General features: G+C 65.0%; 24 protein-coding genes. 5 read left to right on the forward strand and 19 right to left on the reverse strand.

The window, feature by feature from the left end:
- Window positions 1-57: 57 nt before the first annotated feature.
- The 4 genes from ABIC90_RS06255 to ABIC90_RS06270 form a co-directional block, all read right to left on the reverse strand.
- Window positions 58-1074, reverse strand: a complete 1017-nt coding sequence (locus tag ABIC90_RS06255) for a sulfate ABC transporter substrate-binding protein (RefSeq protein ID WP_354353208.1) — start codon at window positions 1072-1074, stop codon at window positions 58-60.
- A complete protein-coding gene (locus tag ABIC90_RS06260; protein ID WP_354353209.1) occupies window positions 1071-1646 on the reverse strand; it encodes an RBBP9/YdeN family alpha/beta hydrolase in 576 nt (191 codons plus the stop codon). The genes ABIC90_RS06255 and ABIC90_RS06260 overlap by 4 nt, the downstream gene beginning before the upstream one ends.
- A gap of 22 nt (window positions 1647-1668) precedes the next feature.
- Window positions 1669-2310, reverse strand: coding sequence for a peroxiredoxin (locus tag ABIC90_RS06265; protein ID WP_354353210.1), 642 nt, complete (start codon window positions 2308-2310; stop codon window positions 1669-1671).
- Window positions 2311-2386: 76 nt separating this feature from the next.
- Window positions 2387-3355, reverse strand: coding sequence for a LysR family transcriptional regulator (locus ABIC90_RS06270; protein ID WP_354353211.1), 969 nt, complete (start codon window positions 3353-3355; stop codon window positions 2387-2389).
- A 133-nt stretch (window positions 3356-3488) separates the two neighbouring features.
- Between ABIC90_RS06270 and ABIC90_RS06275 the strand changes: the two genes are divergently transcribed.
- Window positions 3489-4136 (forward strand): FMN-dependent NADH-azoreductase, encoded by a 648-nt coding sequence (locus tag ABIC90_RS06275; RefSeq protein WP_354353212.1) that lies wholly within the window; start codon window positions 3489-3491, stop codon window positions 4134-4136.
- Window positions 4137-4211: 75 nt separating this feature from the next.
- Here the strand turns inward: ABIC90_RS06275 and ABIC90_RS06280 are convergent, their stop codons facing one another.
- Window positions 4212-4769 carry an NADPH-dependent FMN reductase gene (locus ABIC90_RS06280; RefSeq protein ID WP_354353213.1) on the reverse strand — a complete coding sequence of 186 codons (558 nt, stop codon included), beginning with the start codon at window positions 4767-4769 and terminating at the stop codon, window positions 4212-4214.
- A 144-nt stretch (window positions 4770-4913) separates the two neighbouring features.
- Here ABIC90_RS06280 and panE point away from each other — a divergent pair, with 144 nt between their 5' ends.
- Entirely contained in the window at window positions 4914-5858 is a 945-nt protein-coding gene (gene panE, locus ABIC90_RS06285; protein WP_354353214.1) for a 2-dehydropantoate 2-reductase, read from the forward strand.
- A 14-nt stretch (window positions 5859-5872) separates the two neighbouring features.
- Window positions 5873-6547: an Asp/Glu/hydantoin racemase gene (locus tag ABIC90_RS06290; protein WP_354353215.1), complete on the forward strand. Its 675-nt coding sequence runs from the start codon at window positions 5873-5875 to the stop codon at window positions 6545-6547.
- A 3-nt stretch (window positions 6548-6550) separates the two neighbouring features.
- On the opposite strand, the gene ABIC90_RS06295 is transcribed toward ABIC90_RS06290, so the two are convergent.
- Entirely contained in the window at window positions 6551-7045 is a 495-nt protein-coding gene (locus tag ABIC90_RS06295; protein WP_354353216.1) for a pentapeptide repeat-containing protein, read from the reverse strand.
- A gap of 164 nt (window positions 7046-7209) precedes the next feature.
- Window positions 7210-8565, reverse strand: coding sequence for an NAD(P)/FAD-dependent oxidoreductase (locus ABIC90_RS06300; protein WP_354353217.1), 1356 nt, complete (start codon window positions 8563-8565; stop codon window positions 7210-7212).
- A 65-nt stretch (window positions 8566-8630) separates the two neighbouring features.
- On the opposite strand from ABIC90_RS06300, the gene ABIC90_RS06305 reads away from it, so the two are divergent.
- Complete coding sequence (locus ABIC90_RS06305; protein WP_354353218.1) at window positions 8631-9614, forward strand: alpha/beta hydrolase family protein; 984 nt, start codon at window positions 8631-8633, stop codon at window positions 9612-9614.
- Window positions 9615-9620: 6 nt separating this feature from the next.
- Here the strand turns inward: ABIC90_RS06305 and epsC are convergent, their stop codons facing one another.
- Window positions 9621-10535, reverse strand: coding sequence for a serine O-acetyltransferase EpsC (gene epsC, locus ABIC90_RS06310; protein ID WP_354353219.1), 915 nt, complete (start codon window positions 10533-10535; stop codon window positions 9621-9623).
- A gap of 219 nt (window positions 10536-10754) precedes the next feature.
- Between epsC and ABIC90_RS06315 the strand changes: the two genes are divergently transcribed.
- On the forward strand, window positions 10755-11201 hold the full coding sequence (locus ABIC90_RS06315; protein WP_354353220.1) for a hypothetical protein: 447 nt from the start codon (window positions 10755-10757) through the stop codon (window positions 11199-11201).
- A 180-nt stretch (window positions 11202-11381) separates the two neighbouring features.
- Here ABIC90_RS06315 and ABIC90_RS06320 read toward each other — a convergent pair whose 3' ends face one another.
- From ABIC90_RS06320 to ABIC90_RS06370, 11 genes are all read right to left on the reverse strand, one after another.
- Window positions 11382-12989, reverse strand: coding sequence for a Shedu anti-phage system protein SduA domain-containing protein (locus ABIC90_RS06320; RefSeq protein ID WP_354353664.1), 1608 nt, complete (start codon window positions 12987-12989; stop codon window positions 11382-11384).
- A 115-nt stretch (window positions 12990-13104) separates the two neighbouring features.
- Window positions 13105-13320, reverse strand: coding sequence for a TOBE domain-containing protein (locus tag ABIC90_RS06325; RefSeq protein ID WP_354353221.1), 216 nt, complete (start codon window positions 13318-13320; stop codon window positions 13105-13107).
- 61 nt (window positions 13321-13381) lie between these two features.
- Entirely contained in the window at window positions 13382-14674 is a 1293-nt protein-coding gene (locus tag ABIC90_RS06330) for an O-acetylhomoserine aminocarboxypropyltransferase/cysteine synthase family protein (protein ID WP_354353222.1), read from the reverse strand.
- A 33-nt stretch (window positions 14675-14707) separates the two neighbouring features.
- Window positions 14708-15526, reverse strand: a complete 819-nt coding sequence (locus ABIC90_RS06335) for an ATP-binding cassette domain-containing protein (RefSeq protein WP_354353223.1) — start codon at window positions 15524-15526, stop codon at window positions 14708-14710.
- 126 nt (window positions 15527-15652) lie between these two features.
- A complete protein-coding gene (locus ABIC90_RS06340; RefSeq protein ID WP_354353224.1) occupies window positions 15653-16627 on the reverse strand; it encodes an aliphatic sulfonate ABC transporter substrate-binding protein in 975 nt (324 codons plus the stop codon).
- An 11-nt stretch (window positions 16628-16638) separates the two neighbouring features.
- Window positions 16639-17490, reverse strand: a complete 852-nt coding sequence (ssuC, locus tag ABIC90_RS06345; RefSeq protein ID WP_354353225.1) for an aliphatic sulfonate ABC transporter permease SsuC — start codon at window positions 17488-17490, stop codon at window positions 16639-16641.
- Window positions 17491-17502: 12 nt separating this feature from the next.
- The gene (ssuD, locus tag ABIC90_RS06350) at window positions 17503-18672 is read right to left on the reverse strand and encodes an FMNH2-dependent alkanesulfonate monooxygenase (RefSeq protein ID WP_354353226.1); all 1170 of its coding nucleotides are present in this window, start codon (window positions 18670-18672) and stop codon (window positions 17503-17505) included.
- On the reverse strand, window positions 18672-19631 hold the full coding sequence (locus tag ABIC90_RS06355; RefSeq protein WP_354353227.1) for an aliphatic sulfonate ABC transporter substrate-binding protein: 960 nt from the start codon (window positions 19629-19631) through the stop codon (window positions 18672-18674). The genes ssuD and ABIC90_RS06355 overlap by 1 nt, the downstream gene beginning before the upstream one ends.
- Before the next feature lie 31 nt (window positions 19632-19662).
- Window positions 19663-19800, reverse strand: coding sequence for a hypothetical protein (locus ABIC90_RS06360; protein WP_354353228.1), 138 nt, complete (start codon window positions 19798-19800; stop codon window positions 19663-19665).
- 120 nt (window positions 19801-19920) lie between these two features.
- Entirely contained in the window at window positions 19921-20505 is a 585-nt protein-coding gene (ssuE, locus tag ABIC90_RS06365) for an NADPH-dependent FMN reductase (protein WP_354353229.1), read from the reverse strand.
- A gap of 92 nt (window positions 20506-20597) precedes the next feature.
- Window positions 20598-21647, reverse strand: coding sequence for a sulfate ABC transporter substrate-binding protein (locus ABIC90_RS06370; RefSeq protein WP_354353230.1), 1050 nt, complete (start codon window positions 21645-21647; stop codon window positions 20598-20600).
- Window positions 21648-21743 lie beyond the last annotated feature (96 nt).

Consider the following 21743-nt stretch of genomic DNA (forward strand, 5'->3'; position numbering starts at 1 on the left):
CCCCCTGCAAGGGGGTTGGCGAAGCGACACGAAGTGCGCGAAGACTGGGGGTGTACTTCACTTCGCGCCGGGCGTGTAGAGCTTGTCGAACTGGCCGCCGTCGTTGAAGTGCACCTTCTGTGCATCGCCGAGGCTGCCGAAGAGTTCCTGCACCGTGAACAGCTGCAGCGGCTTGAAGGTGGCGGCATGCTTCTTGAGCACGGCTTGCGAGCGCGGGCGCAGCGCATGCTTGGCGGCGATTTCCTGCGCTTCTTCAGAGTAGAGCCAATCGAGGTAGGCCTTGGCGAGCTCGCCGGTGCCCTTCTTGGCGACGGTGCGTTCGACCACGGCGACCGGGTTCTCGGCCACGATGCTGATCGACGGGTACACCGAGTCGACCTTGCCGGTGCCGAATTCGCGGTCGATGGACACCACTTCCGATTCGAAAGTGATCAGCGCATCGCCGATGTTGCGTTGCAGGAAGGCGGTGGTGGCGTCGCGGCCGCCGCGCGCCAGCACCGGCACGTTCTTGAACAGCTTGCCGACGAACTCGGCAGCCTGCGCATCGGTGCCGCCCTTCTTCTTGACGTAGCCCCAGGCCGCCAGGTAGGCGTAGCGCCCGTTGCCGCCGGTCTTGGGGTTGACGACGACCACCTGCACGCCGGGCTTGATCAGGTCGTCCCAGTCCTTGATGCCCTTGGGGTTGCCGTTGCGCACGAGGAACAGCATGGTCGAGGTGGTCGGCGATGCGTTCTCGGGGAATTTTTTGGTCCAGTCCTTGGCGACCACGCCGGCGTTGGCCAGGAAGTCGATGTCGGTCGAGGTGTTCATGGTCACCACGTCGGCATCCAGGCCGTCGGCCACCGCGCGCGCCTGGGCGCTGGAGCCGCCGTGCGACTGGTCGATCTTGACGTCCTTGCCGGTGGTCTTCTTGTAGTGCGCCACGAAGGCCGCGTTGTAGTCCTTGTAGAACTCGCGGGCCACGTCGTACGAGGCGTTCAGCAGCCCCGTGCCCTGGGCAAAGGCGGTGCTGCCTGCGAGTGCGGAGGACGCCAGCGCGAGCACGGCGACGAAGGTCTTGATTCTGGAAGTCATGTGATTGCCAAGGTTTCTGAAATTTCTCGATCCGCCGCCCAGGCGGCGGGCTCGTCGGTCAGGGATTGGAGCAGAGCCAGGCCGAGCGGCCAATCGCCATGCCCCGAATCGACGTTGATGTGGCCCGCATTCTGCATCCGCACGAACTCGCTGCCCCAGGCGCGCGCATACGCACCCGCAAGCCGAATGGGGCAATAGGGATCGTTGCTGCTGGCCACCACGATGCTGCGGTACGGCAGCGCCGCATAAGGCACGGGCGCAAAGTCGGACAGCGCGGCGCGGCGCTCGGGGTCGGCAGGTGCGACCAGCAGCGCGCCCTGGATGCGTGCTGCCGCCTCGGCCGGCAGATGCGCGGTGGCGATGCAGCCCAGGCTGTGCGCCGCGATCACCACCGGGCCGGGCGTATCGAGCACCAGCTTCGCGAGCGTCAAGACCCAGGCTTCGCGCCTGGGCGAAGCCCAGTCGTCCTGCACCACACGGGCGGCGCCGGGGATGCGCTCCTCCCACAGGCTCTGCCAGTGGCCGGGACCGGAATCCCTCCAACCGGGCACGATGACGACGCGCGTCTGCATGTGCGAATGCCGCCTGTGCCGCTTACTTGTTGGGCTGCGGCGTGATCCGCAGATAAGGCTTGACCGCCTTGAAGCCCTTGGGAAAGCGCTCGGCCAGTTCGGCCGGGTCCTGGATGCTCGGCACGATGACCACGTCGTCGCCGTCCTTCCAGTTCACGGGCGTGGCCACCTTGTGGCTGTCGGTGAGCTGCAGCGAGTCGATCACGCGGAGGATCTCGTCGAAGTTGCGGCCGGTCGATGCCGGGTAGGTGATGGTGGTGCGGATCACCTTCTTCGGATCGATGATGAACACGCTGCGAACGGTGGCCGTGGCCGAGGCGTTCGGGTGGATCAGGTCGTACAGGTCGGCCACCTTGCGGTCGGCGTCCGCAATGATCGGGAAGTTGACGGTGGTGTTCTGCGTCTCGTTGATGTCGGAGATCCACTCCTTGTGCTTGGTGGCCGGATCGACGCTGAGCGCAATGGGCTTGACGCCGCGCTTGGCGAATTCGCCTGACAGCGCCGCCGTCTTGCCCAGTTCGGTGGTGCACACGGGCGTGAAGTCGGCCGGATGCGAGAAGAACACCACCCACGAATCGCCGGCCCACTGGTAGAAGTCGAGGGGGCCTTCGCTGGAGTCCTGGGTGAAATTGGGGGCGGTGTCGCCGAGACGCAGAGTAGCCATGGTCGCTCCTGGGGGATGGGAGCTTCGGATTGTGCGAACCCGGGCAAGGATGACAAACGAATATCTACTTGTTTGGTTATGTCGTTTTTCGCATAACGGGGTGGGAATTGCAGGGTTCTCCATCCGGCCTGAGCAAAGGCGCACCCTCGATGCCCTGCAGGTGCTCGAACAGGAAATCGATCAGCCGCCGCACCGCCGGCACCAGCGCGCGCCGCGGCGGAAACACCATGTGCGCGATGGCCTCCTCCGGCCCCCAGTCGCACAGCACTTTTTCCAGCCGGCCCGCCTCGATGTCGGCCGCGCACATGTAGCCCGGCAGCAGCGTGGCACCGATGCCGGCGATCGCGGCGATCTGCAGCGTTGCGATGTCGTCCGCCACGTAGCGCGGGGTGTGCGTGTGGACGTAGGCCTTGCCTTTCGGGCCGGCGAGCCGCCATTCGGCGCGGCCGTCGCCGTTGACCGACATCGCCATGGTGTCCAGCCGCGCGAGATCGGCCGGCGTCTCCACCGGCCCCTGCCGCTGCATCAGCGCCGGGCTGGCCACCAGCACCCCACGGCCGGTGCCCAGGACCTTCGCCACCAGCGTGGCGCTTTCCTCGACGACGGGCCGCACGCGCAGCGCGATGTCGAAGCCCTCCTCGATCAGGTCCACCGGGCGGTTGATGACCCGCACGTCGACCCGCACCGCCGGATAGCGTTCCATGAAGATCGGCAGCAACTGGGCCACCCCGCTGTACGCCATCGTGATCGGAACACTCAGCCGCACCAGCCCGCTCGGCTCGTTCTGCACCTGCGCCACCGACTCGGCCGCGGCCTGCGCCGCGTCGCGCATCGCGGCGGCGTGCCGCAGGTAGATCTCGCCCGCCGGTGTGAGCGACAGGCGCCGGGTGCTGCGCTGCATCAGCTGCACGCCCAGGCGCTCCTCCAGTTCCGCCACGCGGCGGGAGAGCCGCGACTTGGGAATGCCGAGCGCCCGGCTGGCGGCAGCGAAACCGCCGCGCTCGGCCACTTCAGCGAAGAAAACCATGTCGTTGAGGTCTTGCATGGCGTCGATTGTCCTGCAATCAGGACGATCTATGCAAATTTTGGCTACTTATCAATTACTCGACCCAAAAATAGAATTCTCGCAACGCCGGCCACTTTTGAGCGCCGACACCATCCACACGAAAGTGATTGATATGAAGCTGCTCCACATCGACTCCAGCATCCTCGGTGCCTATTCGACCTCCCGCCTGCTGACGGCGGAAATCGTGGCCGCCTGGAAGGCCGCCCACCCCGACACCACGGTCGAGTACCTCGATCTGGCCGTCGACGCCCCCGCGCACTTCAGCGCCGACGCCCTCGCCATCAAGACCGGTCCGCAGGCCGAGCCGACCGAAGCCCAGCAACGCGAGAACGCGCTGTCTGAAAAGCTGGTGAGCCAGTTCCTCGCGGCCGATGTGGTTGTGGTGGGCGCGCCGCTCTACAACTTCACGATCCCGACCCAGCTCAAGGCCTGGATCGACCGCCTCGGCCAGGTCGGCCGCACCTTCAAGTACACCGACAAGGGTCCCGTGGGCCTGGCCGGCGGCAAGACGGTGATCGTGGCCTCGAGCCGCGGCGGCGTCTACTCGACCAGCGACTGGGGCCAGGGCGCCGAGCACCAGGAGAGCTACCTCAAGGTGATCTTCGGCTTCTTCGGCATCACCGACGTGCGCATCGTGCGCGCCGAGGGCGTGGCGATGGGCGACGAGCCCAAGGCCGCCGCACTGGCCGCCGCGCGCACCGACATCCGGGCAGCGACGGCCGAAGCCGCGAACCAGCAGGACGTGGCCCAAGCCGCCTGAGCCCGGGGGTTCCGCCAAAAAAAAGCCGCCCTGGAATCAGGGCGGCTTTTTCATGCGCGTCGATCGCGCGGGCCGTCAGGCGGCCGAGTGGCTCTTGACCCAGGCGACGTACTTGTCCATCCAGCCCTGCAGGAATTTCTTCGTGGCTTCGTTGCCGATGTGGCCCTTGTCGTCGAACAGGTCGTCCTTGGCCTGCAGGAATACTTCGGGCGAACCGAGCGTGGGCACGTCCAGGTAGGCCAGCACATTGCGCAGGTGCTGCTGCGCCAGCGCGGTGCCGATGGCGCCCACCGACACGCCCAGCACGCCGGCGGGCTTGCCGCCCCACACGCTCTGGCCGTAGGGACGCGAGGCGTGGTCGATCGCGTTCTTGAGCACGCCCGAAAACGAGCGGTTGTATTCGGGCGTGACGAACAGAAGGCCCTGCGCCGCCGAGATCTCGCTTTTCAGGCGCTTGACAGCCGGCGCCTGGTTGCCGTCGTCGTCCTGGTTGTAGAGCGGCAGGTCGTCGATGCGCACATGCTCGAAGGTGCAGTCCGAGGGCGCGAGGTGGGCCAGCGCGAGCGCAAGCTTGCGGTTGAACGAATCCTTGCGGAGGCTGCCGACGACAACGGCGATCCGGGTCTGTGCCATGAGTGATTCCTTGAACGAGGGTTGGAGGGAAAGGCGAACGCGATTATGCGAATCGCCCAAGACCTTTTCTGCAAAAGCTCATGCGGCATCGCGCCCACGCGGGCATCATGGACGCCGAACTTCTGCTTTGGGGAGCAATGCGCGATGAGATTTCTGATGGTGGGTGCAGGCGCACTCGGTGGTTACTTTGGCGGCCGTCTGCTGGAGGCGGGACGCGACGTCACCTTTCTGCTGCGTCCGCGCCGCGCGGCGCAGCTCGCCCGGACCGGCCTGGTGGTGCACAGCCCTTTCGGCAACCTCGAGCTGCCCGCGCCCCGGCATGTGCTGGCCGACGGCATCGACGGCCCCTACGACGTGGCGGTGGTCGGCAGCAAGGCCTACGACCTCGATTCGACGATGGATTCGTTCGCGCCCGCGGTCGGCCCCGGCACCGTGATCCTGCCGCTCCTGAACGGCATGAAGCACATCGACCGGCTGGTCGAGCGCTTCGGCCAGGAGCGCGTGCTCGGCGGCCTCTGCATGATCTCGGCCACGCTGGACGACGAAGGCCGGGTGCTGCACCTCAACGACATGCACGGCCTGAGCTACGGCGAACGCGCCGGCGGGCGCTCGGCGCGCGTGGACGCCATCGCCGCTCAGTTCGAGGGCGCGAAGTTCGACGCCGCCGCCAGCGAAACCATCGCGCAGGACATGTGGGAAAAGTGGGTCTTCATCGCCTCGGCGGCAGGCCTGACCAGCCTGATGCGCGCCTCCATCGGCGACATCGTCGCGGCCGGCGGCCAGGACGTGGCGCTGGCCATCTTCGACGAATGCTGCGCCATCGCCGCGCACAACGGCTTTGCGCCCCGCCCCGCGGCCCTGCAGCGCGGCCGCGCGGTGCTGACCGCGGCCGGCTCGCCGATGACCGCCTCGATGTACAAGGACATGGTGCGCGGCGCCCCGGTCGAGGCGGACCACATCGTGGGCGACCTCCTCCGCCGCGCGCCCGGCAGCAACTCGCAACAGCTGCCCTCCACACCCTCGGTATTGCGCACCGCCTACGTGCACCTCAAGGCCTACGAGGCGCAACGCGCCCGCGAGGCCGGCTGACGCCGCCGAACCGTATGGCCGATGCGCTCGCATTCCTCCACACGGCACAGGCGCATGTGCAGACCTTCGACCGCCTGGCCCGCCAGCTTGCGCCCGACCTGAAGGTGGGCCACCTGGTCATGGAAGAGCTGCTGGCCGATGCGCGCGTGGCCGGCACCGACAATGCCGCGTTGGTTTCGCGCGTTCATGCGGCCATGCGCGAGGCCGCGTCCGACGGCGCAACGGTGGTGGTGTGCACCTGCTCGACCATCGGCGGCATCGCCGAAAAGACCGCGACCGGCGGTGCTTTCTCTGCCCAGCGCATCGACCGCGCCATGGCCGACCGCGCGGTGCGCACCGGCCCGCGCGTGCTGATCGTCGCGGCCGTCGAAAGCACGCTGGAGCCTACAACCGCGCTGATCGTCTCGGCCGCCACCCAGGCCGGCGTGGGCACCCGCCCAAGCGCGCTGCTGGTCGCGCACGCCTGGCCGCACTTCGAGGCCGGCGACCACGGCCGCTATGTGGAAACGCTGGCCGAGGCGATCCGCGGCGCGGTCGGCAAGGCGGATGTCGTGGTGCTGGCACAGGCCTCGATGGCGGCGGTGACGCCGCTGCTCGCGGACCTGGGCGTCGACGTGCTCAGCAGCCCCCATCTGGGCGTGGCGCATGCGGTGGCGACACTGCGGGCTTCGCGCACGGCGTGGGGCTGATGCTCAGTTGATGCGCGCGTTGGTCAGCCGCATGTCTTCGAACCGGCTGCCCGTGAAATCGACCTGCTCGCCCTGCAAATCCACACCGGTGATCCGCGTGCCCCTGCACGCCAGCACCTTCACGCGCGACCAGCGGCCGGCGTCCAGGCAGAGGCTGGTCCAGGTGCAGCCGGTGAAGCTGCAGGCGCTGAACTGGCTGGCCTGCAGCTGCGATTGGGAAAAGCTGCAGTTCACGAAGGCGCAGGCGGTCATGCGGATGCGCTGCATGTCGCAATGGCTGAATGAACAGTTGTTGAACTGGCACGCGCCCCAGGCGGCGTCCTTGAAGGTGGTCGAGACAAAGCTGCTGCCTGCGAACACGCACGAATCGAAGGTGATGAGGTTGAGGTCCAGGCCGGCGTAGGCATTGCCGTCTGACTGGTTGGCCAGGCCGGCCGGCGCGCCGCCGAGGCCCCTGCGCCACTTGTCGTGGTCCTGGATGATCTGAATTGCGCTCATTGACTGTTTACTCCCTGAATCCGCTCCCGTGGATCGGGAGTCGCGCGGCGGATTGTGGGAGGCGAGCGGCGTCTAGTCGCCTGTGGGAAAAGATCTGTCAATCATCCCGCTGCGGGCGGCGTGACGGACCGCACGCTCTCCCCGCTGGATGATGCAGGCCGAACTCAGTCGGCCTTGAGCACCGTCTCGCCCTTGAGCAGGCCCATGTCGCGGGTGTTGAAGCGGTGGCGCTTCCAGCCCCGCCAGCTGCGGCGAATGTGCGTGACCGAGATCACGTAGTAGAGAAACTTGAACATCCCCAGCGCGCGCCACATCGGCTTGCCGCTGTAGATGTCGCCGGCCAGCAGCGACATCAGGCCTTCCTTCACGCGGAACGGATTGCCCGGGTGCATGAACATGTCGCGGATGGTCGGGTTGGTGGCGCGGTAGATGAACCACGAATACTCGCGCGGCCCCTTGCGCGACATGGCCTCGAAACCCTTGCGCGCCAAGGCCAGCTCGGCCGGCCGGTCGAGCGCCGTTTCAATCAGCTTGGCGCCGTCGAAGGCGTTGGTCATGGCCAGGTACACGCCCGACGAGAACATCGGGTCGATGAAGGTGAAGGCGTCACCCAGCATCAGGTAGCGGTCGCCCGTGGCGTGCGTGCTCGAGTACGAGAAGTTGCCGGTGGCATGCACCGCGTCGTCGACCAGCGTGGCGTTTTTCAGGCGCTCCACCAGCACCGGGCACAGCGCGATGGTGTCGTAGAAAAACTCCTTCAGCGGCTTGTCGCGCGTCTTCAGGTAATACGGCCAGCAGACCGCGCCGATGCTGGTCGTGCCGTCGGCCAGCGGAATGAACCAGAACCAGCCGTGCGGAAACCAGCAGATGCTGATGTTTCCTTCTTTCTTGCCTTCGAGCCGCTCGGCATTCGTGAAATGGCCGAACAGCGCGGTGCTGTTGTGGTCGGGGTTCTTTTCCTTGCAGCGGAATTTGTTGGCCAGGAAGGTGTCGCGGCCGGTGGCGTCGACCACGAAGCGGGCGCGCCAGCTGCGCCTGGCGCCGTCGTCCATTTCGGCCTGCACCGTCGCGCCGTCGTCGTCGAAGGCCACGTCGCGCACCTTGCAGCCCTCGATGGTCTGGGCGCCGCGCGTGGCCGCATTGCGGAACAAAATTTCGTCCAGGTCGGAGCGGCGCACCTGCCAGGCGGAATCGAGCGTCTTGTCCAGGCCCTCGGCAAACTCCACATAGCTGCGGTGCTCATGCTCGGGCGAGACAAACTCGATGCCGAATTTCGGCATGCCGATCTTCTCGACCTGGTCGCGCACGCCGAGCTTCTCGAACAGCTCGACATTGCCCGGCAGCAGCGATTCGCCGATATGAAAACGCGGGTGGTGCGCCTTTTCGAGCAGCACCACGCTGCGGCCCTGTTGCGCCAGCAGCGCCGCCACCGTCGAACCGGCGGGGCCGCCGCCGATGACGATCACGTCGCAAGATGCATCGGTGCCCAGGCCGGCTTTGAGGGTTTCAGTCGATGACATGGAAGCAGGTGACTTTGTTGACAATGGCGTGCAGCATAACGCCCTGCTTCCGACGCGCACACCCCATGCAACTGCTTCGCTTTGCCGCCCTGGTGGCCCTGTTCTGCCTGTCGGGCATGCCGGCCCATGCCGCGGGCTTCACCTTTCTTCAAGTGCCGGCCGATGCCGACGGGCCCGCGCTGCGCGGCGCGGTCTGGTATCCGTGCGATGCCGCGGCCGCCGCTGCCGCATCCCCCGCGCCCCTGGCACTCGGCCCGCTGATCACGCTGCAGGTGGCCAAGGACTGCCCGATCCAAAGCGGCAAGTGGCCGCTGATCGTCATCTCGCACGGTGCGGGTGGCAGTTTCCTCGGGCACCGCGACACGGCCGCCGCGCTCGCCGACGCCGGCTTCGTGGTGGCCGCCATCAGCCACTCGGGCGACAACTTCGAGGACATGAGCCGGCACCGGGACCTCTCGGTCTTCATCAGCCGTCCGATGGACATGAAGCGGCTGGTCGACTACCTGCTGCGCGTGTGGCCCGAACGCATTGCCCCCGCACAGATCGGCTTCTTCGGTTTTTCGCGGGGCGGCTACACCGGCCTCGTGTTGGCGGGCGCCGTACCGGACTTCCGCTCCGGCCTCACATGGTGCGAGAAAAATTCGACGGTGCCCATGTGCGTGCAGGCCCGCCGCAACGAGCTGCCGGTCGCACCGCCGGTGCGCGACGAACGCATCAAGGCCGCGGTGATCGCCGATCCGCTGAGCTTCTTCAATGATGCGCAAGTACTCAAGGACGTGAAGATCCCGATCCAGCTCTGGGCTTCGGAGCGGGGTGGAGACGGCGTGATGCCGGCACGGGTGGAGGCGGTGCGGCGCGGCCTGCCGTCGCCGCCCGACTTCCGGGTGCCGGCCGACTCCGCGCACTTCGCCTTCCTGGCGCCCTGCTCCGAGGCGATGGCCAAGGTCTTGCCGGAGATCTGCAACGACGCCGGGGGCTTCGACCGCGTGGCCTTTCACGAGAAGCTGAACGCAGAGGCGATCGCCTTTTTCAGGCAGCAGCTTCGGTGAAGGCTTTCATGGCGCGCTGGCTTTCGGTGCGTTCTGCAGGCTGGCCTGCGTCACGCTGGCGCCCGGCTTCACGTCGTCGGTGATCCACACGTTGCCGCCGATGACCGCGCCCTTGCCCAGGGTGACGCGGCCCAGGATGGTTGCGCCCGCGTAGATGACCACGTCGTCCTCCACCACCGGATGCCGCGGCAGGCCCTTCTGCAGGTTGCCCTCGGTGTCGGTGGGAAAGCGCTTGGCGCCCAGCGTCACGGCCTGGTAGAGCCGCACACGCTTGCCGATAACGGCCGTCTCGCCGATCACGACGCCCGTGCCATGGTCGATGAAGAAGCCCGCATCGATCTGCGCGCCGGGGTGGATGTCGATGCCGGTCTGCCCGTGCGCCAGCTCGGCGACGATGCGCGCGAGCAGCGGCAGTCCGAGCTTGTAGAGCTGGTGCGCGAGGCGGTGATGGATCATCGCGAGCACGCCCGGGTAGCACAGCAGCACTTCGTCGACGCTGCGCGCGGCCGGGTCGCCCTGGTAGGCGGCGAGCACGTCGCTGTCGAGCAGGCGGCGCAGGCCCGGCAGTGCATTCGCGAACTGACGCACGGCTTCGGTGGCCGCGTCGTCGATCTCGCTGGCGGGGCGCGGTTGCAGGCGGGCATTGAAATTGAGTTCCAGCCGTGCCTGCACCAGCAGCGCCTGCAAGGCGGCATCGAGCGTGTGGCCGACGTAGAAGTCCTCGCTCTCGTGGCGCAGGTCCGGCGGGCCGAGCCGCATCGGAAAGAGCGCGCCCTTGAGCGACTCCACGATCTGCGCGAGCGCATCGCGCGACGGAAACTCGCGCGCACCGGGCTCTCGCGAGCGCTGCTGCGAATCGCGCCACTCGTTGCGCACGCCGTGCAGCGCGCGCACGATCTCGCTGACTTCGAAATGGGCCATTGTTCTTTCTCCAGTGAAGGTCTTGATGACCAGCACTGTAGGAGCTTCGTCCTGAAGCGCAAACAACTGAAAGGTCGGCCCGGGTGCGGCTGGCCGCGTGCGAACAACATCTTGCGCCTGGGTAGCATGGCCTTGGAAAGGCTTTCGCAGTTCCTCATGCCCTTCGACTCAGCCATGTTGGGTATATCGAGCTGCGCAAAACATCGGCACAGTAGCGCCATGGATCACAAAGTCATCACCCTCATCAAATGGCTGTTCCTGGCCATCGGCCTTCTGCTGCTGGTCGGCGCGATCTTCGTGGACCCCGAGGCCAAGCTGGCTCTCACGATCCTGGGCGTGATCTTCGCGGGCGTGGGCGGCGGCATCATCGCCTTCGGCCGCTGGAGCGCGCAGAAGGAAGCGGACCTGCGGCAGAACGGCCAGCTCATCGAGGCCGAGTTCCAGTCGGTCGAGGTCAACGGCAGCATCGAGGTGAACGGCGAGCACCCCTACCGCATCGTCGCCAAGTGGCACGACACCTCGACCCACACCCTGCACCTGTTCCGCAGCGCCAACCTCTGGTTCGACCCGACCGACTATGTGCAGGAGTGGATCCCGGTCTATGTCGATCGGAACAACCCCAAGCGCTATCACATGGAGACTTCGTTCCTGCCCAAGCTGCGGTGAATCAAATTAAGAAAGCTCGCATGCGGAGAACCGGCATTCGAAGACAACGCCGATCCTCTAAGGGCAAAGGGCCTTCTAGGCTGACGAACCTCGCCGCATTTGAATCGACATGACAGTGAAGTGCGAGTCGCCGAATGAACCTTTATCGTTTCCAACCAATTGACTGAGAGATTGAATAAATTACGCACCTTGCTTGCCAAGCATTTCAATCAATCTTTTCAAGCGCTCAAGCAGATCGTCATAAGTAATGATCTTCACAGCTCTGTTCAAGTTGATATTAAAAAGTGTATCTACCTGCTCGCTTGTCAGATCTTTTCTTCTACCTACAACTACCGCTCCTTCGGGGACAAAGCTTCCGTCAAGCCATCCCGGCATTGGTTTTGCGCCCTTTCGGATTGCCTGTATCCAGTCTTCAACTTGTTGAACGGCGTGATTGATTTTGTGCCGAAGGCGATTGGATTTCTTAAAAATCTTCTCATCGTGGCGCTCCAGCTCCACCAACCACACGCGCTTGTCCAACTGTTCATATCGAACAACGAGATCGGCCCGATATGACCCTATCTGAACTTCACTGTATATGGAGGCAAGGTAGCTATCAACTATTGCTGGATTTTTCGCAATAAAATTATGAAGATCTTTCTCGGCAGTCTGGCTGTCAGCCAACAAGCGAGTGAACGCAATGTAAAGCGCCTCAAGTCGATCGGTCGAGGTTGGCGTCGGAGGTGCAAATATCGCTAGCTTTTGTTGTAAGCGAAGTTGATCATCTTCATCTACAACCCGCAGTTCTTTAACACCTCCTCTTTGGACGCCGACGGGCGGCATGAGTTCACTGAAACCCTCTCGAACGATCTTGATTCCTTTTCTGTTGAATGCACCAATCACAACAGCAGGAACCTCCTTTACCAGCAACGCCCGATAGGCGAGGTAAATTAAGTAGTCGTCGCCACTTACCAGCCTTCCATCTCGTTCATAGAGTAGTAGCTCCAATGAATTTCCAGTATCGGCAACATGAGACATCGAATCCTTGATGATCTCAGAAGGAATCTGAAGTGCGAACTTTGTATCTTCGAGCTCAATTAAATCTAGCCCGATTAAAATCTTGGTGCACGGAATTTTGTTCTTATACGCGTCGATGAGCAGTCGGTCAAGGACGCCTTTAGTAGGAGGTACGAGATTGGCGGATCCGATTTCTATCTGGTCAATCGGAATTTTTTGATATCTGAATTGATGCTGTGCGGCAAGGCATCGAATAACGAACGACGCACGTGCGTCTTGAGATGCTTCTGCTCTTGTGAAATGAATCCACCCCTCAGCAGTCAAAAAAACGATGAATGGCTCAGGCTCACCAGCAAAAGCTCGCAGTTCCGCACGCGAGACAGCATTGAACTTTGTATCCAATGTGAAGATGGTAATTGCGTAGACCCATCCACCAACTTTTAGCCTTTGCCTCTGCATCAAGACGCCACGCACATCGCCCTCTTTGAGAGTGACAGACAGAAAGCAGTCCCTTGGCAAGGGCCGTTCCTCAAGCATCGGCAACAAATCAAGCGCGACGCTTAGTTCAGGCAACTCCATCTCAGCGAAAACCAAGTCTTTCTTAACAAGAAGGAGCGACTCGTACATATCCGCGACATCGGGATTGATTCGATATTGCTCGAGCCTCCAATTTCGAATCTCTTCGGAATTTGGCACTCGCTCCTCACCGCCCGAAATTTCCAACAAGAGGTGCCGTCGCAATACCCCCAAAATCGGAGTTGAAGGTAGTCTCCGCGAATGCTCTTTCTGCACTTTCTTCAAGGCAGTTCCCCTCGGGCAAAAGACGTACTGTAATAAGGAATGTGCACAAGAAAAAAACCCGGCGTCGTTGAAGACGCCGGGTTGTTCGCAAGTGCCCGAGGGTCCGTCAGAGCTTCGCGATCGAAACTTCCGTCGATTTCACCAGCGCGACCACATCGGAGCCGACTTTCAACTGCAGATCGTCGATGGAGCGCGTGGTGATCACCGAGGTGACGATGCCCCAGGCAGTTTCCACATCGACTTCAGAGACGACGTCGCCGCGGATGATCTCGCGGACCTTGCCCTTGAACTGGTTGCGCACGTTGATGGCTTGGATGGACATGATGGGTTTTCTTTCTTCAGGGTTGGTTGGATCAGGGGTTGTTGGGGAATGACGCGTTCATTCAGGATGCGGCGGCTGCGAGCGCCACGTCCAGGTCGGCGATGAGGTCGTCGATGTGCTCGATGCCCACCGACAGGCGCACGGTGTCTTCCGTCACGCCGGCCTTGGCAAGCTCTTCGGGCGAGAGCTGACGGTGCGTGGTCGAGGCGGGATGCGTGGCCAGCGAGCGCACGTCGCCGATGTTCACCAGCCGCGTGAAGAGCTTGAGCGCATCGAGAAACTTCGCGCCGCCTTCACGGCCGCTGCCGATGCCGAAGGTCAGCACGCCGCTCGATTTGCCGCCGAAGTACTTCTGCGCCAGTGCATGGTCGGGATGGTCTTCGAGCGCGGCGTAGTTGACCCAGTTCACGGCCTTGTGCGTCTTCAGGTGCTGCGCCACTTTCAGCGCGTTGCTGCTGATGCGGTCCATGCGCAGCGCCAGCGTCTCGATGCCCTGCAGGATCAGGAAGGCGTTGAACGGCGAGATCGCCGCGCCGGTATTGCGCAGCGGCACCACGCGCGCGCGGCCGATGTAGGCGGCCGGGCCCAGCGCCTCGGTGTAGACCACGCCGTGGTAGCTCACGTCGGGCTCGTTCAGTCGCTTGAAGCGCTGCTTGTGCTCTGCCCACGGGAACTTGCCCGAATCGACGATCGCCCCGCCGATGCTGGTGCCGTGGCCGCCCAGGTACTTGGTGAGCGAGTGCACCACGATGTCGGCGCCGTGCTCGATGGGCCGGCTCAGGTACGGCGAGGGCACGGTGTTGTCCACGATCAGCGGCACGCCGTGGCGGTGCGCGATCTCGGCGATGGCCGCGATGTCGGTCACGTTGCCGGCCGGGTTGCCCAGCGATTCGACGAACACCGCCTTGGTCTTGTCGTCGAAGAGCTTCTCGAAACTGCTCGGATCACGATGGTCCGCAAAGCGCGTGGTGATGCCGAACTGCGGCAGCGTGTGCGCGAACAGGTTGTAGGTGCCGCCGTAGAGCGCGGTGCTGCTGATGATGTTGTCGCCGGCCTCCGCGATGGTCTGGATCGCGTAGGTCACAGCCGCCTGGCCGGAAGCCAGCGCGAGCGCCGCGATGCCGCCCTCGAGCGCGGCCACACGCTGCTCCAGCACGTCCTGCGTGGGGTTGTTGATGCGGGTGTAGATGTTGCCCGGCACCTTCAGGTCGAACAGGTCGGCGCCATGCTGCGCGCTATCGAAGGCGTAGGCCACCGTCTGGTAGATCGGCGGCGCGACAGCGCGCGTGGTGGGTTCGGGCGAGTAGCCGGCGTGGACCGACAGGGTTTCGAATTTCCAGTTTTGCTGAGACATGCGGGGGCCTTTCGGGAAAAGAGGAAGGAAAACTCAGATCGCCCAGCGCAGTGCATGCGCCGGGGTACCGAGCCAGCTGGCGTCGGTGCTGCTGTCCGCCTCTTCGGGCTTTTGCAGCACCCTGTCGAGGATGCGTTTCTCGATGGCCGCGAAGGCCGGGTCGCCCTGCGAGCGCGGACGTGCGAGTGCGATGTTTTCGTCCAGCGCGATGCGGCCGTCTTCGATCAGGATCACGCGGTCGGCGAGCGCCACGGCTTCCTGCACGTCGTGCGTCACCAGCAAGGCGGTGAAGCGATGGCGCTGCCAGAGGTTCTCGATCAGCCGGTGCATCTCGATGCGAGTGAGCGCGTCGAGGGCGCCCAACGGCTCGTCGAGCAGCAGGAGTCGCGGGTGATGCACCAGGGCGCGTGCCAACGCCACGCGCTGGCGCTGCCCGCCCGACAGGCGCGCCGGCCATTCGTTCTCGCGGTCGGCCAGGCCGACTTGCGCGAGCACTTCCTTGCCGCGCGGCTTGGCGTCGTTCGCCAGGCCCAGCGTCACGTTGTCGAGCACGCGGCGCCAGGGCAAGAGGCGCGCCTCCTGGAACATGATGCGGGTATCGTCGTGCAGGCCGTGCACCGCCTTGCCGTCGGTGTAGAGGCCACCGGAAGTGGCTTCTTCCAGCCCGGCGATCAGCCGCAGCAGCGTGCTCTTGCCGCAACCGCTGCGCCCCACGATGGCGATGAACTGGCCCGGCTCGATGGTGAGCTGGGTGTTGCGCAGCACGTCCCGCGTGCCGTAGCGCTTGTGCAGGCCCCGCGCTTCGAGGCGCACACCGCCTGCGATGGCGGGACGATCCAGGACGGCGCTCATTTCAGGCCTCCCTGGAATCCTCCAGGAACACCGCGGGACCGGCTTTGCCGGACCGCTGGTGTTGCCCCCTGCAAGGGGGTTGGCGAAGCGACACGAAGTGCGCGCAGACTGGGGGTGAACTTCATCCTAGGCTCCGGGTTTGAACAGCGCTACGTCGAGCGCATTGAGTTTTCGGGGCAGCAGCTTTTCGCCGAAGAACGCATCGGCGATGCGCTGCTGCTCGACGAGGCCTTCGGCCACGACCGGGCGCACTGCATAGCTGCGGCGGCTGTTGGCCTGTTCGATGGTGGCGGCGTCCAGGCCCCACACGGGCGACAGCGCCGCAGCCGCTTCCTTGGGGTTCTGCTTGACCCACTTGCCGGTCTTCTCCAGTTCGGCATAGATGACGCGCAGCACATCGGGCCGCGCCCTCGCGAATTTGGTGCTCGCCAAGTAGTAGCGCTGGTACGACGCGATGCCCGCGCCATCGGCCAGCACGCGCACCTTCGACTGGCGCTGCGCGGCGGCAAGGAACGGGTCCCACACCACCCACGCGTCGATCGCGCCCTTCTCGAAAGCCGCGCGGCCATCGGCTGGCGTGAGGTAGGCGGGCTCTATGTCCTTGAACGAGAGGCCGGCCTTCTCCAGCGCGGCGATCAGCAGGTAGTGCGCGCCGGCCGCTTTCGCGAAGCCGACCTTCTTGCCCTTGAGATCGGCCACGGTCTTGAGCGGCGAGTCCTCTTTGACGACGATGGCCTGCGCCGCGGGCGAAGGCGCCTCCTGCGCGATGAAGGTCAGCTCGGCACCGGCCGCCTGCGCGAACACGGGCACCGTGTCGGCCACGTCGGCGCTGATGTCGAGGTTGTCCAGGTTCAGCGCTTCGAGCAGCGGCAGGCCGCTGGTGAACTCGTGCCAGCTCAGCGTGGCGTTGAGCGGCGCGAGCTGTTTTTCGAGCGTGCCCTGCGCCTTGAGCAAGGCAGTGAGCGTCGACGACTTCTGGTAGCCGAAGCGCACGGTGACGGGCCGCGGTGCAACACCCTGTGCCAGCACGGCACCGGCACCCAGGGCACCCAGGGCACCCAGCGTGGCGATGGCTGCGCGGCGGGAAATGGAATGCTTCATCTGCCCTGCCCTCACTTCGGCTTCTTCTGGTAGCCCGGGTGCCAGCGCAGCCACCACTGCTCCAGTCCGCGTGCGAACAGGTCGGCCAGCTTGCCGAGCAGCGCATACAGCAGGATGCCCACGAGCACGATGTCGGTCTGCAGGAACTCGCGAGCGTTCATCGTCAGATAGCCGATGCCGGCCTGCGCCGAGATGGTTTCGGCCACGATCAGGATCACCCACATCAGGCCCAGGGAAAAGCGCAGCCCCACGAGGATCGACGACAGCGCGCCGGGCAGGATCACCTCGCGGTACAGCTGCCAGCGCGTGAGGCCGTAGGTGCGGCCCATCTCGATGAGCTGCGGATCGACGTTGCGGATGCCGTGGAATGTGTTGAGGTAGATCGGGAAGAACACCGACACCGAGATCAAAAACAGCTTGGCCGATTCGTCGATGCCGAACCACAGGATGACCAGCGGAATCAGCGCCAGCGCCGGAATGTTGCGCACCATCTGGATGGTCGAGTCGAGCAGCGTCTCGGCGAACTTCACCGAGCCCGTGAGCAGGCCCAGTGCCAGCCCCGCCCCGCCGCCGATGGCCAGGCCCGCAAGCGCACGGCCCGCGCTGACCTTCACGTGCGTCCACAGTTCGCCGGACACCGTGAGCGACCACGCGGCCTTGACCACGTCGACCGGCGCCGGCAGCACCCGCGACGACAACCAGCCGAGCGACGACGCGATCTGCCAGAACACGATGAGCCCCACGGGCACGAGCCAGGGAACGAGACGGCCTGCGACGTTGAGGCCGAAGGCCTTGAACGCCTTGCCGGCGCCTGCGCCTTCGTCGGTTGGAGCCACCGGAAGCTCCTGCACTTGTTCAGTCATGGATTTCCTTGTTCAGCTTTGCGAGACGAGACGCGAAGGCGCGTCGAGGTTGGCGACGACCTCGCCGAACGGCCCGCTCAGCGAACCACCGGCCAGCCGCGACTGCGCCTTGCGCGAGAGCAGCGGGAACACCAGCTCGGCGAAGCGGTAGGCCTCTTCCAGATGCGGGTAGCCCGAGAGAATGAATTTGTCGAGGCCGAGCGCCGCGTACTCCTCGATGCGCGCGGCCACGGTCTTCGCGTCACCCACGAGCGCCGTGCCCGCTCCGCCACGCACCAGGCCGACGCCGGCCCACAGGTTCGGCGAAATCTCCAGATCGGCGCGCGAGCGCTTCGCACCGCCGGCATGCAGCGCGGCCATGCGGCGCTGGCCTTCGGAATCCATGCGCGCGAAGGCGGCCTGGGCGCGGATGACGGTCTCGTCGTCCACGCGGCTGATGAGTTCTTCGGCGGCCTTCCAGGCGGCGTCTTCGGTCTCCCGAACGATCACATGCAGGCGGATGCCGAACTCGACGCGACGGCCCTGCTTCTCGGCGCGGGCGCGCACGTCGGCGATCTTCCTGGCGACCTCGGCGGGCGGCTCGCCCCACGTCAGGTACGCATCGACCTGCTCGGCGGCGAGGTCGTGCGCGGCGGCCGACGAACCGCCGAACCACACGGGCGGGTACGGCGTCTGCACCGGCGGGTACAGCAGCTTGGCGCCCTTCACGCTCAGGTGCTTGCCTTCGAAGTCGTAGCTCTGGCCTTCGTGGCTGCGCGCGAGGATCTCGCGCCAGATGCGGATGAACTCGGCCGATTGCTCGTAGCGCGATGCGTGATCCAGGTACACGCCGTCGCCTTCGATCTCGGCCTGGTCGCCACCGGTCACGAGGTTCACCAGCAGGCGCCCGCCCGAGAGCCGGTCGAAGGTCGCGGCCATGCGTGCCGCAAGGCTCGGCTGGTGCAGGCCCGGACGCACCGCGACCAGAAACTTGAGCTTCTTCGTCGCGCCGATCAGGCTCGAGGCGATCACCCACGGGTCTTCGCACGAGCGGCCGGTGGGAATCAAGACGCCTTCGTAGCCCAGGTTGTCAGCCGCGCCGGCAACCTGCTGCAGGTAGGCCAGGTCGACGGGCCGTGCGCCCTCGGTGGTGCCTAGGTAGCGGCTGTCGCCGTGCGTGGGGAGGAACCAGAAGATCTGCATCACGCCACTCCCGCGCCGGCGGCTTCAAGCACATTGATCTTTTTGGGGATCAGCTTCAGCGAGAAGAAGGTGTCGGCGATCTTTTGCTGCTCGGCCAGGATGGCCTTGGTGATGGCGGTGGTGCCGTAGTCCAGGCGTTGCACGGTCGCATCGGCCACCGGCTTGGGCAGGCCCCAGAGCGTGGCCAGTTCGCCCGCCACATCGCTCCTGTTGGCGGCGCTCCAGACGTCGAGCTTGCTGATCTCCTCGACCGCGATGGCCAGCACATCGGGGTTCTTTGCCACGTAGTCGAGCGACGAGAAGTAGTAGCCCCGGTTGCCCACCACGCCCGTGGCATCGGCCAGCAACTGCGCATCCAGCGCCTGCTGCGCGGCGGCAAGGAACGGGTCCCAGATCACCCAGGCATCGACCGATCCTTTTTCGAAGGCGGCGCGCGCATCGGCCGGCGGCAGGTAGACCAGGTTCAGGTCGCTGTACGACAGGCCGTGCTTTTCAGCCAGCTTGACGATGAAGTAGTGAACATTCGAGCCCTTGTTGAGCACGATCTTCTTGCCCTTCAGGTCGGCCACGGTCTTGATGGCCGAGCCCTTGGGCACCAGCACCGCCTCGGAACGCGGGCGCGGCAGGGTCGCCGCCACATAGGCCAGCGGGGCGCCGGCGGCCTGCGCAAAGATGGGCGGCGCTTCGCCGACGTCACCGAAGTCGATGGAGCCGACGTTCAGCGCTTCGAGCTGAACAGGGCCGGCATTGAACTCGGTCCACTTGACCGCGACGCCCAGCGGCGCGAGCCGCTTCTCGAGCGTGCCGCGGCTTTTGAGGATGTTGAGCGGCCCCTTCTGGTTGCCGATGCGCAACTGGCGCGTCGGCGCCTGTGCCAAAGCGGCGAAGGAAGAAGGCAAGGCGATGGCGGCTGCGGCGCCCTGGATCAGGCGTCGCCGGGGAATGGAGATTCGGGTCATGGCTGTGTGCGGGTGTTGAGGCGCCGTGCGTTCACGCGGCGGAAATGAAGCTCACGATCAACGCGATGGCGCTGACCACGATGGTGCTGACCACAAGGTCGCCCAGCGCGCGCCAGAGGGGGCGCGGCGGCGAGTCGGTCACTGCGTCTTCGGTGGCTACGGGGTTCATGCGAGGTTCCTTGGTGCAAAAACTTTGGGCAAAGCTGTCCCCTGGCCGCACGCAGGCGGCTTCGGAAAACGGGGATGGGGATGGGTCTGGCGAGGCCGGGCTCTATGAAGAACCCGGCGTTCAGACGCTACATCGCACGCGGGAGAAAGGCACCGGTTCGAAGCCGTGTGTCGCGGGCAATTTGAGGCCCTCGGTGGCAAGCACCTCGGCGGCCTCGTTCAGGCGCTCGGCCAGGTCGGCGTGCACCTGGTAGGCATTCTCGGGCGTCAGCGCGATCTGCGAATCGCTGGCGTAGACACCCGGCAGGATGTGGCGCGCCGCCAGCGACTGCAGCACGGGCCGCAGCGCATAGTCGAGCGCGAGCATGTGATGGGGGCTGCCACCGGTGGCCAGCGGCAGCACCGTCTTGCCCTTGAGCGCGTTCTGCGCGAGCAGGTCCAGAAAGACCTTCAGCACCCCGCTGTAGGCCGCCTTGTAGACCGGTGTGGCCACCACGATCACGCGGGCCGCCGCCACCTGGGCAATGGCACGCTCGATGGCCGGATGGGTCCACTCGGCCAGCAGCAGCGCCTGCGCCGGCAATTCGCGGATCCAGAGCCGCTCGATGCGGGCATTGCGTTTGGCCAGCCGCTCGCCCACGGCCTCGAGCAAGGCGGTGGAGCGGGACGGGGCCGAGGGGCTACCGGCAATCAAGAGAACGGACACAGGAGGCTTTCGGTTTTCTTCGTAGATTCGGGGCGTGCCGGGTCACGGCGCCCGCGGAACGGGCGCCTTGAGGACCAACTCGGTACCGCGGATTACTTTTGTTTTGTGGTGTAGATCTGGTCGAAGGAGGCACCGTCCGCAAAGTGCTCCTTGTCGGCCTTCGCCCAGCCGCCGAAGGCCTGGTCGATGGTCACCAGCGTGAGCTTGGGGAACTGCTTGTCGTACTTGGCCCTGGCCTTCTCGGCGGTCGGGCGGTAGAAGTTGCGGCCGGCGATGTCCTGGCCTTCGTCGGAGTACAGGTACTTCAGGTATTCCTCGGCGACGGCACGCGTGCCCTTCTTGTCCACGACCTTGTCGACCACGGCCACGCTGGGCTCGGCCAGAATGGAGATCGACGGCACGACGATCTCGAACTTGTCGGTGCCGAATTCCTTCAGCGCCAGGAAGGCTTCGTTTTCCCAGGCCAGCAGCACGTCGCCCACGCCGCGCTGCACGAAGGTGATGGTGGAGCCGCGCGCGCCGGTGTCCAGCACCGGCACGTTCTTGAACAGGTTGCCGATATATTCCTTGGCCTTCGCATCGCCGCCGTACTTGCGCTTGGCGAACTCCCATGCCGCCAGGTAGTTCCAGCGGGCGCCGCCCGAGGTCTTGGGATTGGGGGTGATCACCTGCACGCCGGGCTTGACCAGGTCGTCCCAGTCCTTCAGGCCCTTGGGGTTGCCCTTTTTCACCAGGAACACGATGGTCGAGGTGTAAGGAGCCGAATTGAGCGGCAGGCGTTTTTGCCAGTCGGCGGCGACCAGGCCGCCGTGCTTGGCCAGCGCATCGATGTCGCCGCCGAGCGCCAGCGTGGCCACGTCGGCGTCGATGCCGTCGAGGATCGAGCGGGCCTGCTTGCCCGAGCCGCCGTGCGATTGCTTGACCGTCACGTCCTGGCCCGTCTTGGCCTTCCAGTACTTGGCGAAGGCCTGGTTGTAGTCCACATACAGCTCGCGCGTCGGGTCATAGGACACGTTCAGCAACGTGACCGGGCCCTTGGCGGCGGCGGCGCCTTGGGCAAACGCCGGCAACGCCGACAGGGCCATGGCTCCGGCCACGCCGGCACCCAGGGAAAGCTTGATAAAGTCGCGGCGAAGGCTCATGGTGTCTTGCTCTAAAAAGGCATATCGATGAAGCTGCGTATTCTCAATAAGGCATATAGAAACTGGAACGACCAAGTTCTCAGTTCTAAATAGCCA

It is taken from the genome of Variovorax boronicumulans, assembly GCF_040544675.1.
GTDB classification, from domain to species: domain Bacteria; phylum Pseudomonadota; class Gammaproteobacteria; order Burkholderiales; family Burkholderiaceae_C; genus Variovorax; species Variovorax boronicumulans_D.